General features: G+C 32.8%; 14 protein-coding genes and 2 other annotated features. All 14 genes read left to right on the top strand.

The window, feature by feature from the left end; genetic code table 11:
• The first annotated feature begins 42 nt into the window (after nt 1-42).
• The 14 genes from NMU03_RS10940 to NMU03_RS11005 all read left to right on the top strand — a co-directional run bounded on the left by NMU03_RS10940 (nt 43) and on the right by NMU03_RS11005 (nt 14,224).
• Complete coding sequence (locus tag NMU03_RS10940; RefSeq protein ID WP_290138325.1) at nt 43-621, top strand: ECF transporter S component; 579 nt, start codon at nt 43-45, stop codon at nt 619-621.
• Between the two features lie 14 nt (nt 622-635).
• Nucleotides 636-1,277, top strand: a complete 642-nt coding sequence (locus NMU03_RS10945) for an ECF transporter S component (protein WP_290138326.1) — start codon at nt 636-638, stop codon at nt 1,275-1,277.
• Nucleotides 1,278-1,289: 12 nt separating this feature from the next.
• Complete coding sequence (locus tag NMU03_RS10950) at nt 1,290-1,754, top strand: pyridoxamine 5'-phosphate oxidase family protein (protein WP_290138329.1); 465 nt, start codon at nt 1,290-1,292, stop codon at nt 1,752-1,754.
• 145 nt (nt 1,755-1,899) lie between these two features.
• A complete protein-coding gene (locus NMU03_RS10955) occupies nt 1,900-3,456 on the top strand; it encodes an LCP family protein (RefSeq protein WP_290138330.1) in 1,557 nt (518 codons plus the stop codon).
• Between the two features lie 32 nt (nt 3,457-3,488).
• Nucleotides 3,489-3,736 (top strand) — a binding site (T-box leader).
• Nucleotides 3,737-3,775: 39 nt separating this feature from the next.
• Nucleotides 3,776-4,792 carry a 3-deoxy-7-phosphoheptulonate synthase gene (gene aroF / locus NMU03_RS10960; protein ID WP_290138332.1) on the top strand — a complete coding sequence of 339 codons (1,017 nt, stop codon included), beginning with the start codon at nt 3,776-3,778 and terminating at the stop codon, nt 4,790-4,792.
• 120 nt (nt 4,793-4,912) lie between these two features.
• Nucleotides 4,913-5,935 carry a PDDEXK nuclease domain-containing protein gene (locus NMU03_RS10965; RefSeq protein ID WP_290138334.1) on the top strand — a complete coding sequence of 341 codons (1,023 nt, stop codon included), beginning with the start codon at nt 4,913-4,915 and terminating at the stop codon, nt 5,933-5,935.
• 127 nt (nt 5,936-6,062) lie between these two features.
• Nucleotides 6,063-6,313, top strand: a binding site (T-box leader).
• A gap of 48 nt (nt 6,314-6,361) precedes the next feature.
• Nucleotides 6,362-7,378, top strand: coding sequence for a 3-deoxy-7-phosphoheptulonate synthase (gene aroF, locus NMU03_RS10970; protein WP_290138336.1), 1,017 nt, complete (start codon nt 6,362-6,364; stop codon nt 7,376-7,378).
• Between the two features lie 10 nt (nt 7,379-7,388).
• Nucleotides 7,389-8,447, top strand: a complete 1,059-nt coding sequence (aroB, locus tag NMU03_RS10975) for a 3-dehydroquinate synthase (RefSeq protein ID WP_290138338.1) — start codon at nt 7,389-7,391, stop codon at nt 8,445-8,447.
• 1 nt (nt 8,448) lies between these two features.
• Complete coding sequence (gene aroA / locus NMU03_RS10980) at nt 8,449-9,726, top strand: 3-phosphoshikimate 1-carboxyvinyltransferase (protein WP_290138340.1); 1,278 nt, start codon at nt 8,449-8,451, stop codon at nt 9,724-9,726.
• Nucleotides 9,704-10,774, top strand: a complete 1,071-nt coding sequence (gene aroC, locus NMU03_RS10985; RefSeq protein ID WP_290138342.1) for a chorismate synthase — start codon at nt 9,704-9,706, stop codon at nt 10,772-10,774. Before aroA ends, aroC begins: the two co-directional genes overlap by 23 nt.
• A gap of 1 nt (nt 10,775) precedes the next feature.
• Nucleotides 10,776-11,894, top strand: a complete 1,119-nt coding sequence (locus NMU03_RS10990) for a chorismate mutase (RefSeq protein WP_290138344.1) — start codon at nt 10,776-10,778, stop codon at nt 11,892-11,894.
• Nucleotides 11,881-12,387, top strand: a complete 507-nt coding sequence (locus tag NMU03_RS10995; protein ID WP_290138345.1) for a shikimate kinase — start codon at nt 11,881-11,883, stop codon at nt 12,385-12,387. Before NMU03_RS10990 ends, NMU03_RS10995 begins: the two co-directional genes overlap by 14 nt.
• 235 nt (nt 12,388-12,622) lie before the next feature.
• Nucleotides 12,623-13,510, top strand: a complete 888-nt coding sequence (locus NMU03_RS11000; RefSeq protein WP_290138346.1) for an ROK family protein — start codon at nt 12,623-12,625, stop codon at nt 13,508-13,510.
• A gap of 33 nt (nt 13,511-13,543) precedes the next feature.
• Nucleotides 13,544-14,224 carry a hydrolase gene (locus tag NMU03_RS11005; RefSeq protein ID WP_290138348.1) on the top strand — a complete coding sequence of 227 codons (681 nt, stop codon included), beginning with the start codon at nt 13,544-13,546 and terminating at the stop codon, nt 14,222-14,224.
• Nucleotides 14,225-14,335 lie beyond the last annotated feature (111 nt).

Raw genomic sequence — 14,335 nt, forward strand, 5'->3', positions numbered from 1 at the left:
GAGATAGAAGAAAATGAAAACAAAAAAATGAATGTGAAAACAATGGCTCTAATTGGTATTTTAGGAGCGCTTGGTGGGATTTTGATGTTGTTGAAAACACCATTACCATTTATGCCACCATTTATGGACTTTGATTTAGCGGCATTGCCTGAAATTATAGGTGGTTTTGCTTTAGGTCCAATTGCAGCAGTTTTGATTATTATTGTTAAATTACTTGTAAAACTAGTTATTTTAGGAACAAGTACCGCATTTGTTGGTGAAATTTCTAATTTTATTGTTAGTTGTGCCTATGTTCTACCAGCCATTTTGATTTATGATCATCAAAAATCAAAAAAATCTGCTTTAACGGGAATGATTATTGGAACACTTGTTTGTACATTGGCTGCAGTCATTTCCAATGTCTATATGATTATTCCTTTCTATACCCATATGATGAATTTGTCTTTAGAAGCCATCATTGAAATGTGTCATGCAGTTTGTCCACTTGTTAATAATATTTGGACATTGGCATTATTTGGAGTTGTCCCTTTTAATCTGATAAAATGTGGTGTCACTTCCATTATCACTTTTATTGTTTATAAAAAAATCAGTGTCCCATTAAAGAAATTTGCTGGTAATTAAAGGGGAAAAAGAAAATGAAAGTCAAACAATTAGCAACCATAGGTATTCTTTGTGCTTTAGCCATGATTTTAAACTTATTTGCATTTATTCCACTTGTTCCAACAGTCAGTTGGTTAACATATGATCCTAAAGATATCGTTATTGTTATTGGGGGATTTATCTATGGTCCAATGACAGCCTTTTTGATGAGTGGTATTTGTTCTGTATTAGAAATTATGATAAAAGGTGGAAGCATCATAGATGTGATTATGAATATGATTTCCACTTGTTCATTTGCCTGTGTTGCTGCAACAATCTATAAACATCAACATACGAAAAAAGGAGCGATGATTGGTTTATTAGCTGGGGTTGTTTTAACAGTCATTAATATGACAATTTGGAATTATATTGTTACACCAATCTATTATGGTATGCCTCGAGAAGCTATTGTTGCCTTACTGTTACCGGGAATTATTCCTTTTAACTTATTAAAAGCAGGACTCAATGCAGGAATTACATTATTTTTATATAAGAGTATTGTTACAATTTTAAGACAGACTCATTTTGTAGAAGACACACATCAAACTTCACAAAAAAATATGTCTTTAGCTTTGATTGGTTTATTTATTACTATTTCAATGATTTGTATCATTTTAGCAATTCAAAATATTATTTAGGAGGACGAAAAGATGAATTTTATTGAAGCCAAACAGTATTTATTTGAAAAATTAGCACCATCAAAAATTATGGCCTTAGCATCAAGTGTCAATAATCATGTGATGGTTAGAAATGTCAGTTGTTTGATTTATGATGATGCAATTTATTTTAAAACTGATAAAAACTTTAGAAAAACAAAACAATTATATGAAAATCCACAAGTGGCTTTATGTTTTAGTGGTATTCAGGTGGAAGGAAAAGTTCAGATTTTAGGTTTAGTTGTGGATGAACCAGATCGTAAATTTGAAAAACTTTATCAAAAATATTTATGGGGAAGCTATAATGCTTATAGTCATGAAGAAGATGAAATTCTTGTCAGAGTAGAACCTTCTTTTGTAGAAATCTGGGATACTGATGAAAAAAATCAAGCTTTTCAAATCTTTATTGACTTTGAAAAAGAATCTGTGGAATATCGTCAATATGATGATAAAAAATAAAAATTTTGAAGAAACTTATTGAATTTTCTTTTTTTCATAAAAAATACACACGTATTTTCTATAATGAATATGCACTTTTGATTTGTAATTAGTGAAATAGTGTGTATAATGTTAATATTAGAATTGAAGAAGAAAGAGGGATTCAATGAAAAAGCTTATCAAAATATTACTTTCAAGAAGATTATTATTGATTATCACACTCATTGCAGCTTGTGTCTTTACTTTTGTTGCATTTGAGTTAAGTATACTTCCATTAAAATATTTTATACCACTGATTGTTGTGATTTTTCTTGGGGCATTTTTGTTATATCGTTTATCAAGAGATAAAAATGATCGTCATCCAGTTAAAGTTGCGATTGTGAAGTTAGTCAATGTGATTTTAGCTATTGTTTTAATTATTGCTTCATGGTCTTTGATGAAAGGTTCAAACTTTATTTCTTCAATTACCGGTGGCGGTGAAGAAATCATTGAAATGGATGTTGTGGTTTTAAAAGATTCTTTATATGATACAATTGATGATTTAAAAGGACAATCTTTTGGTGCCTTACATGGTGATGCTGTGAATATCAATAAAACTGAAACCATGATTGAAGATGATATTGGTGATATTACTGTTACTAATTATGCAAGTAATAATGAATTGATTCAATCTTTAATGACACAGGAAATGAGTGCCATTATTGTGAAAAATGTGGATTTAGAATCATTTGACTCGATTGAAGAAAATTTTAATGATAAGATTAGAATTATTCAAAAATATGAAATCAAATTACCAAAAGTGACAGCTGATAGTGCAAAAGTAACACAGGAACCATTTATTGTCTTTATTAGTGGGCGTGATAAAAAAGGACCAATTAATACCTTCTCATTATCTGATGTCAATATGATTGCGACAATCAATCCAACCACAAAACAAATTTTACTTGTAAGTATTCCTCGTGATTATTATGTGGATATTCAAGGTATTGATGGAGTGAGCGGGAAGGATAAATTGACGCATAGTGCTAAAGGTGGGATTGATGCGACAATTCAAACTGTTGAAAATTTGATGGACATTAATATGAACTACTATGCAAAATTTAATTTTACTTCATTTTTAAATGTCATTGATGCTTTAGGTGGCATTGAAATAGATGTTCCTAAATATGATGTGATTGGTAGAGATGATGGTGTCTTTGTGACACGTTTAGATAAGTATACGATTAAACCTGGAAAACAGACATTTGATTCAAAACATGCCTTATCATTTGTACGTGAAAGATATGCTTTTGTTGATGGGGATGAAATTCGTGGTAAAAATCAGATGTTGATGATTAAAGCAATTGTAAAAAAATGCTGTTCACCAAGTTTAATTACAAGTATGGATAGTGTATTTGAATCATTATCTGATAGTTTTGAAACCAATTTAAGTGCTAGTGATATTAAATCATTGATTAATATGCAAATTAATGATATGGCTCCATGGGATGTGCAATCATTCCGTTTAACGGGAGATGCCTCTCAAAGAACATTGGAACTAGCAACAGTAGGTGATGTCACATCAGTGAATCCTCATGGTGTTTTTGTCACACAACCTGATGAACAAGCTATTGCACAAGCAAAAGAATATATTCAACAGGTTATGAATGGTGAGATTGTAAAAGTGGAAGATGATTCAAATGATGATGTAACAGATCAAACATCAACGAATACAACAAATTAGTAGCTTTATGATTCAAAATATGGTATGATATAAAAAATACAATGAAAAGAAAGAGTAAATGGAAAGTCTTAGACGTAGAGAGTTCTTGGCTGGTGAAAAAGAAATCAAGGCACCATTGAATACATCTTGGAGTAGGTGGCTGAAAGTAGTAGGCTAACACGGGAATGCCCGTTACAGCATCAGAGTATGAACCTGATTGTCAGGCGTACTTGCTAAGGCTTATATAGTGATATATAGGTAAATTAAGGTGGTAACACGATGGGTTTCTCTCGTCCTTATGGATGGAGAAACCTTTTTGAATATAAGGAGGAAAAAAGATATGATAATTGTATTAAAACCAAAAATAAGTGAAAATGATGTTCAAGAATTAGTGAACAAAGTAGAAAGTTTTGGATTAACCGCACATGTTTCTAAAGGAGCAGAAACAACGATTATTGGAATGGTTGGAGATGTCACAAAAGTTGATCCAAAACAATTAGAAGTCTCTCCAGTCGTTGAAAGAGTAATGCATGTCAGTGAACCTTATAAATTAGCCAATCGTGCTTTCCATCCAGAAGACTCCATCATTGATGTTGATGGTGTCAAGGTTGGTGGTGATCATTTGGCCTTGATTGCTGGACCATGTTCTGTGGAATCAAAGGAACAAGTTATTGCAATCGCTAAAGAGGCTAAAGCAGCAGGAGCGAATATGCTAAGAGGTGGCGCATTCAAACCAAGAACATCACCTTATGCTTTCCAGGGAATGGGAACAGAAGGATTGGATATTCTTGTCGCAGCGAAAAAAGAAACAGGACTTCCAATAGTCTCTGAATTGATGAGTGCAGACTATATTGAAGAATTTAATGAAAAGGTTGATTTGGTACAGATTGGTGCCAGAAATATGCAAAACTTTGACTTGTTAAAAGAAGTTGGAAAGAGATGTACAAAACCAGTCTTACTAAAAAGAGGATTAAGTGCAACCTATGAAGAATGGATCATGAGTGCTGAATACATCATGGCTAGTGGAAATCCAAATGTCATCTTATGTGAAAGAGGAGTTAGAACATATGAAACATACACAAGAAATACATTGGACTTACAGGCTATTCCAGTGATTAAAAGATTGACACACTTGCCAATCATCATTGATCCATCACATGCCGGAGGAAAATGGTGGTTAGTAGAACCAATGGCCAAGGCAGCAGTAGCGGCAGGATGCGATGGTTTGATGATAGAAGTGCATAATGATCCAGAACATGCTTTATGTGATGGACCACAATCATTGAAACCTGCAAAATATACAGAGTTATTAAAACAAGTTGGCGCTATTGGTGAAATTGTTGGAAAGTCTTTGTGATAAAATAATGATTAATACCATCAAAGCCTTAACTTAATCATATTGGTTTAGATTCTTCTTTTGTTCATTTTAAAATAAGGGTATAATAAGAATGATTCATACTGAAAGGAGTATTTGATTGTGGAAAATAATATACTAAACAATGAAGCCTTAGTAGATGAAATTGCTAGAATTATTACAAATGCTAGAAATAATGTTATTAAAAATGTTAATAATGAGTTAATTCATGCGTATTGGAATATAGGACGTATTATAGTTGAGGATGAGTTGAAATCAAAGCGTGGCGAATATGGAAAAAAACAATTGTTGACACTATCGAAGACTCTTACCAAAAAATTTGGTAAAGGATTTTCTCGAGCAAATCTTCAAAATATGAGATTACTTTATTTGAAATATCCAAATTACCAGACACTGTCTAGCAAATTAAGTTGGTCACATTATTGTGAGTTATTATATATATCAGATGATGATAAACGTCATTTTTATGAAAAGGAAGCAATAAATGCCAATTGGTCTGTAAGAGAGCTAAAAAGACAAATTAGTACTTCATTATTTGAAAGATTGTTATTATCAGATGGTGAAGCTAATAAAAAGAAAGTTCTTGAATTAGCGTTAAAAGGAAATGAAATTGCAAAACCAGAAGATATAGTAAAAGACCCTTATGTTTTTGAATTTCTTGGATTACCAGAAAATAAGCCGATGATGGAATCTGATTTAGAAGAAGCACTTGTCAGACAAATTGAAAAGTTTCTTTTGGAACTTGGAAAAGGATTTATGTTTGTAGGAACACAACAAAGGGTAACATTTGGGAATACTCATTATTATGTTGATATGGTTTTCTATAATAAGATTTTAAGGTCTTATGTATTGATAGAATTAAAAACTATTAAATTGATGCCTGAAGCCGTTGGACAACTTAATATGTATTTGAATTATTATGAAGCAGAAATTAATGATGAAAATGATAATCCACCAATTGGTTTGATTTTATGTACTGATAAAGGTAATGTTGATATGCAATATGCAATAGGTGGTTTGAGTAATAAAATCTTTGCTTCTAAATATATAACATATATGCCTGATAAAGAACAATTAATTGCTCAGGTTGAAGCCGTATTATTGGCTAATGATCAGGCTCAATAGATGGATAATAAGTAATAAAATTTACTTTTACAATTAAGCCTATTGTAAAAAAATTATGGAAATTTATAAAAATGATTGACTTTTTTGTATTTATCGCATAATATATTAACATATTAAAACTACTGTTATAAATACTGTGAAAAGAAAGAGTAGATGAATGAGCTTGTGCAGAGAGTTCTTGGCTGGTGAAAAAGAATCGAGTGAACTCATTGAATTCCTCTTGGAGTAGGTGGCTGAAACAAAAGTAGGCTAACACGGGAATGCCCGTTACAGCATCAGAGTATGAACCTGATTGTCAGGCGTACTTGCTAAGGCTTATATAGTGATATATAGGTAAATTAAGGTGGTAACACGGAAGTAATATCTCTCGTCCTTATAGGGTGAGAGATTTTTTGTTTATACAGTAGCAGAAAGGGGATATGAAAAATGATTATTGTATTTAAACCAAAAACAAAAGATGAAGATGTTCAAAAAATTGTAAAACAAGTTAAAAACAAAGGATTAACAACACATATTGTTGTGGGTACAGAAACAACAATTTGTGGGGTTATTGGAGATGTCACAAAAGTTGATCCAAAACAATTAGAAGTATCACCAGTTGTTGAAAGAGTAATGCATGTCAGTGAACCTTATAAATTAGCCAATCGTGCTTTCCATCCAGAAGATTCCATCATTGATGTTGATGGTGTCAAGGTTGGTGGTGATCATTTGGCCTTGATTGCTGGACCATGTTCTGTGGAATCAAAGGAACAAGTTATTGCAATCGCTAAAGAGGCTAAAGCAGCAGGAGCGAATATGCTAAGAGGTGGCGCATTCAAACCAAGAACATCACCTTATGCTTTCCAGGGAATGGGAACAGAAGGATTGGATATTCTTGTCGCAGCGAAAAAAGAAACAGGACTTCCAATAGTCTCTGAATTGATGAGTGCAGACTATATTGAAGAATTTAATGAAAAGGTTGATTTGGTACAGATTGGTGCCAGAAATATGCAAAACTTTGACTTGTTAAAAGAAGTTGGAAAGAGATGTACAAAACCAGTCTTACTAAAAAGAGGATTAAGTGCAACCTATGAAGAATGGATCATGAGTGCTGAATACATCATGGCTAGTGGCAATCCAAATGTCATCTTATGTGAAAGAGGAGTCAGAACATATGAAATATATACAAGAAATACATTGGACTTACAGGCTATTCCAGTGATTAAAAGATTGACACACTTGCCAATCATCATTGATCCATCACATGCCGGAGGAAAATGGTGGTTAGTAGAACCAATGGCCAAGGCAGCAGTAGCGGCAGGATGCGATGGTTTGATGATAGAAGTGCATAATGATCCAGAACATGCTTTATGTGATGGACCACAATCATTGAAACCTGCAAAATATACAGAGTTATTAAAACAAGTTGGCGCTATTGGTGAAATTGTTGGGAAAAAGATTTAGGAGTTAGAAAATGGATTTAAGAGTTAATTTAGGAAAAGACAGTTACAATATATATATACAACAAGGTTTATTAGATCATCTTTTAGAATATCTTTTACCATTATGTCAAGGAAAACAGATTATGATTATTTCTGATGATCAAGTGTTTTCATACTATGGACAAAAAATAGAGGAACAACTTCAATCCCATTATCGTGTAGGTCATGTCATTCTTCCTCATGGTGAACAGTCCAAACGTTTTGATATTTTACCTGAGATTTATCATCAACTCCTTTCTTTCCACTTAACGAGAACCGATGCAATCATTGCTTTAGGTGGTGGTGTGATTGGTGATTTGGCTGGATTTGTCGCAAGTACCTTTTTAAGAGGAATTCAATTGATTCAAATTCCAACTTCTTTGTTAGCGCAAGTTGATTCCAGTGTTGGAGGAAAAGTGGCTGTTGATTTACCTGAAGGAAAAAATCTTGTCGGTGCTTTTAAGCATCCTGCCTGTGTCTTTATTGATCCTTTGACATTAAAAACTTTGGATCAAAGATATATTAATGATGGAATGGGTGAAGTGATTAAATATGGTTGTATTTTTGATAAAGATTTATTTCAAAAATTAATTTCTTATCAGTCATTTGAAGATTTATATCAGGATATTGATGAAATTATTTATCGCTGTGTAGATTTAAAACGTATTGTGGTTGAAAAAGATTTACTTGATTTTGGTGATCGTTTGGCACTGAATTTTGGACATACATTAGGACATGCGATTGAACAATATTATCATTATGAAACGTATTCACATGGTGAAGCTGTTAGTATCGGCATGTATCAGCTCAGTTTAATCAGTGAGGCTAAAGGTTTAACCCAAAAAGGGACAGCCAATCAAATCAAAAAAGCTTTAGATTTATATCATTTACCAAGTGCTAGTCATGTACCTACACAGGAATTAAAAAAAGCAATGGCTTTAGATAAAAAGAATATTCATCAAAAATTAAATTTTGTCTTATTAAAAGAGATTGGTGATTGCTTTATTTATCCAAGTGATTTATCATTTATAGATGAAAGTCAGGAGGTTTAATATGGCATTAAAAATAACACCACATACTTTATCAGGAGGGGTTAAAGTCCCTCCTTCAAAGAGTTTAGCACATCGTGCAATTATTTGCGCAGCTTTAGCACGAGGAAAAAGTGTGATTACCAATATTGAGTATTCTAAGGATATTCAAGCAACGATTGGGGCTATGAAAAGTTTAGGAACCATGATTTTTGAACATGAAGATTATCTTGAAATTGATGGTACAACAACTTTTATGAAAAATCAATGTGAAATCAATTGTTTTGAATCAGGTTCAACTCTTCGTTTTATGGTGCCTATTGCACTTATTTGTGAAAATAATCTTCATTTTATTGGGGAAGGAAGACTAGGAAAAAGACCATTACAAGTTTATTATGATATTTTTGAAAAGCAGGGTATTTCTTATTTGTATCGTGAAAATGTTTTGGATTTGTATGTCAGAGGAAGAATGCATGGTGGTGAATTCGCAATACCTGGTGATGTATCTTCACAATTTTTCAGTGGTTTATTGTTTGCTTTGCCATTGATGGATGAAGATTCACGTATTGTGGTGACTTCACCGATGCAATCTAAAGGATATATTGATTTAACTTTACAGATGTTAGAAAAATTTGGAATTCAGATTGAAAATCATGATTATCAGGAATTTATCATTCGTGGAGGTCAACAGTATTGTCCATGTGATTATCATGTAGAAGCAGATTTTTCACAGGCAGCTTTTTTCTTGGTTGCTGGTGCTTTGCATAATCAAGTTGATTTACAAGATTTAAATATTGATTCTTATCAAGGGGATAAGGTTGTGATAGATTTATTGCAGCAGATGGGATGTCAGTTTGGAAGAACAGTGAGTGGCGATCGCATGATTTGCAATCATTTAAAAGCCATCCATATTGACGGTTCACAATGTCCTGATATTATTCCTATTATGGCTTTAGCTTGTGCTTTAAGTTCAGGAACTTCTTATATAAATAATATTGGACGTTTACGTATCAAAGAATGTGATCGTTTAAGTGCAACCGTTGAAGTTATTAATCAATTGGGTGGTCAGGCTCGTGAAATGGAAGATGCGATGGAAATATATGGAGTTAAAAAACTTCAAGGTGGACATGTTTCTTCTTATCATGATCATCGTATGGCAATGATGGAAGCCATTGCTTCAACTGTATGCTCACGACCAGTCATTATTGATGATGAACAATGTGTTGAAAAATCTTATCCACGTTTCTGGAATGATTTTCAACAGTTAGGAGGTGTTATTGATGAGTGCGAATTGGGGGAATAATATTGAATTATCGCTATTTGGTGAAAGTCATGGTGAAGCGATAGGAATTGTCATTGGTCATTTACCTGCTGGCGTGCGTTTAGATATGGAACAGATTCATTGGCATATGAAACGTCGTGCACCAGGACAAAATAAAATGTCAACACCACGTCAAGAAAAAGATGAAGTGCATATTGTCAGTGGTATACAAGATGGTATCACAACTGGTGCCCCAATATGTGCCATGATTTATAACAGTAATTCACATTCTAAAGATTATAGTGAACTCAAGGTAAATATGCGACCTGGTCATAGTGATTATCCGGCTTATGTGAAATATCATGGCTATAATGATGTGCGTGGTGGAGGTCATTTTTCAGGACGCTTAACGGCACCTCTTGTTTTTGCAGGAAGTATTGCTCGACAAATTTTATTGCAAAAAGGGATTAGAATTGGAGCTCATATTAAAAGTATTCATGATATTCAAGATACATCGTTTTCCGTTGATATTGATGAATCACTCTTAAACCAATTATCATCAAAGATGTATCCAACCCTTGATGAACAGGCTTTTATAAAGATGCAGGATGAAATAGAAAAAGCTCGTATGGCTCAGGATTCTGTAGGTGGGATGATTGAATGTGCAATCATCAATATGCCTGCTGGCATTGGTAATCCTTTCTTTGATTCTGTAGAAGCTCATTTATCACCATTATTATTTAGTATTCCAGCAGTAAAAAGTGTGAGTTTTGGCAGTGGTGAAAAAATAACGCAAATGTATGGACATGAGGCTAATGATGCTTATTATTATCAAGGTGAACATGTGAAAACGAAAACCAATCATAATGGTGGGATAACTGGTGGTATTACGAATGGAATGCCTATTGTTTTTCAGGTTGGTATTAAACCTACACCATCTATTTCTAAGCTTCAAGATACCATCAATGTTCAAACAAAAACAAATACGCAAATTCAAGTGAAAGGGAGACATGATCCATGTATTGTGCCTAGAGCTGTTGTGGTGGTGGAATCTATGGCGGCTTTAGCTATTTTGGATATGTTAGGTTAATATGAAAGATTTAAAACAATGTCGTTATGAAATAGATGAAATAGATGAACAGTTAATGGCTTTATTTGAAAAAAGAATGCAGGTTGCTAGAGATGTCGTGAATTATAAAATGGCTCATGATATGGAAATTTTTCAAAGTGCTAGAGAAATAGAAGTTATTGAAAAAAATATATCACGTATTCAACATAATGATTTAAAACCTTATGCGAAACACTTTTTAACATCAATGATGAATATTTCTAAAACTTATCAGTCAACTTTTTTATCTTTTGATAAAAATTTAGAATTTTATACACCAAGAATGGAAAATATTACGGTTGGTTTTCAAGGTGTGCCTGGTGCTTTTTCTCAAAAAGCTTTAGATACTTATTTTGGTCCACATACCAAAAAACAACATTATGACCATTTTAAAGATGTCTTTGAAGCTTTAAAAAATGATGAAATTGATTATGGGATTGTCCCTTTAGAAAATTCATCCACAGGGGCTATTAATGATAATTATGATGCCATGAGAGATTATGACTTTTATATTGTGGGGGAACAAAGTCTTTCTGTTTCTCAGCATTTACTAGGAATCAAGGGAACACATCTTGAGAATATTCAAGAAGTTTATTCCCATCCTCAAGGCTTATTACAAACATCTTTATTTTTAGAAAAACATCATATTCAACCTCATACTTATGAAAATACCGCAATGGCAGCAAAATTTGTAGCATCTTTAAACAATCCTCATATTGGAGCTATTGCATCTTCGCAGGCAGCGAAACTTTATAATTTAGATATTCTTCAAGAAAATGTTCAAAATGTTTCCAACAACGCAACCAGATTTATTATCTTTGGAAAACGTTTAGAGATTTCAGATGATGCATCATGTATCAGCATTGTGTTTACATTACCACATCAAGTCGGTGCTTTATATCAAATTACTAAAATTATTAATGATTACGCAATTAATATGTTACGTATTGAATCAAGACCTTTATTAGAAACACCATGGGAATATTATTTCTATGTTGATTTAGAAGGAAGTTTAAAAAATCCTTCTATGATACAAGCTTTACAAGATATCAAAGCTCATACCCAGACCATGAGAGTGTTAGGAAATTATGCCAAAAGATAGTCGTAATATTGTCTTGATTGGCATGATGGGATGTGGCAAAACGACGATTGCTCAGTTATTGAAAGTTCGTCTTGGGAAACAATGGATTGATATGGATATGTATATTGAAGAAAAATATCAAATGCGTATTTCTGATATGTTTGATATTTCTGAACAATATTTTAGAGAAAGAGAAACAGCATGTTGTCTAGAAATTGCGAAAATGGAAAATATGATTATTTCAACTGGTGGTGGTGTGATTAAAAATCCCCAAAATATCGAAGCATTACATCAACATAGTTGTATCATTTATATAGATAGACCAATTCCTTTAATATTAGAAGATGTAGAAACAGCTTCACGTCCATTATTAAAAGAGGGTGCACAAAAATTATATGAATTATATGATCAAAGACACCCTTTGTATTTAGAAGCGTGTGATTATCATCTTCAAAATGATGGGACATTAGAGGATATTTGTCTCAAAATTATAAATATATTAAAAGAGCTATAATGGAACTATTCTATTATGGTTTTTTTATAAGTTTAAAGATAGATATATTTTCTTATCTATAAAATATAAAAGAAATGGTCATCACAAAATCATAGCGAGTTTTTAATCGTTTTGCACAAAATCATGTTTTTTCATGAAATACTGTCATTTTTAAGCGATTTCAAATTATCTGTTCACAGAGCAGTTTGTTTGATGATATAATATGAAAAGAGATGGAAAGAAAAGGGTGAAGATTATGAAAAAATATTTATGTGTGGATGTTGGTGGAACATCAATGAAAATGGCTGTTTTAGATGAAGAAGGTCAGATTCATGAAACAAAGAAAGCGAATGTACCACCAACAATGGAAGATATGTATCAGGTAATTGTAGATACATTTAAAAGCTATCAAGGGTTAGAAGGTGTGGCTTTAAGTATGCCTGGTGCGGTTGATAGTGAAAAAGGAATTATTGGTGGTTCAAGTGCGATTGATTATATTCATGGACCGCATATCAAAGAAGATTTAGAAAATCGTTTGCATGTTCGTGTAGAAATGGAAAATGATGCTAACTGTGCTGCATTAGCTGAAGTTTGGAAAGGAGCTGCCAGTGATGTGCAAGATTGTTGTTTTATTGTTAGTGGAACAGGTATTGGCGGGGCTGTGGTCAAAGATCGCCGTATTCATAAAGGGGAACATTTACATGGTGGAGAATTTGGTTATATGATTGCTGAATTTGATTTTGATACGCATCTTATGAAAACATGGTCAGATGTTGGTTCAACAATGGCTGTTGTTCGAAGTGTTGCAAAAGAAAAGGGTGTGGATGTTTCTTCATTAGATGGTAAAGATATTTTTGATCATTATCATGATGATCCTATTTATGAAAAATACGTGGATAAATATTATTATGTATTAGCTAATGGTATTTATAATTTACAATATGCTTATGATCCACAAAAAATAGTGATTGGTGGAGGAATTAGTGTTAGAGATGATTTATTAGATGAAATCAATCAACGTTTAGATGTGATTTTTCAAACATTTACACATGCAAAAATACGTCCAGTTGTTTTGACTTGTCAATATCATAATGATGCGAATTTATTAGGGGCACTCTATCATTTCTTCACAGTCAATTCATAAAAATAAGATATAATTTCATAGAGGTGATGATAAATGGAAAAAGTGACACCTAGAGTGGATTCAAAATTAAGACATATTGTAGAAGTACCAAAGTGCATTTACGATGTTTCAGGTATAACAATTAATGGAAAAAGAGTGAAATCTTTGGTTTTTTCAACAGATGTTGCAATTATTGCAAATTGTAATGCAGATGCAGTAATTGCGGTCTATCCTTTTACACCAACCATGCAAATTACAAATGCCATTATTGAAGTGGCCCAAAAACCAGTGTTTGCAGGAGTAGGAGGAGGAACAACTGCTGGTCCCAGAGTTCATAAAATAGCGTTGGATGCTGAATTACATGGAGCCACAGCCGTTGTCTTAAATGCACCAACGAAAACAAAGTTTGTGCAGGATTTGGCATCTATTATTGATATTCCCATTGTTTTAACAGTTGTTTCTACTGATGAGCCATTAGAAGAAAGAATGCTTCATTCTGGCGCAAGTATTATCAATGTATCTGGTGGCAAAAAGACAGTCGAAATTATTAAAGCGTTACGTGAAATTGATAAAGATTTTCCAATTATTGCGACTGGTGGTCCAAATGAAGAAACCATTCAAGAAGTCATTAAAGCTGGTGCCAATGCAGTGACTTATACACCACCAACAAATGGGGAAATATTTAAAGAAATGATGGAACGTTATCGTATTCAATGTTCTCATCATGAAGAATAATAGATAATTGAATAGTTATGTAAAGGAGTCTATGTTTGAAGGAACTCCTTTTTTATTTTAAGAACAATTCTTATTGAAATGATAAAAATAATGACTTTTTGAATGTTATTC

Origin of the sequence: Allocoprobacillus halotolerans, from assembly GCF_024399475.1 — a bacterium.
Classification (GTDB): domain Bacteria; phylum Bacillota_I; class Bacilli_A; order Erysipelotrichales; family Coprobacillaceae; genus Allocoprobacillus; species Allocoprobacillus halotolerans.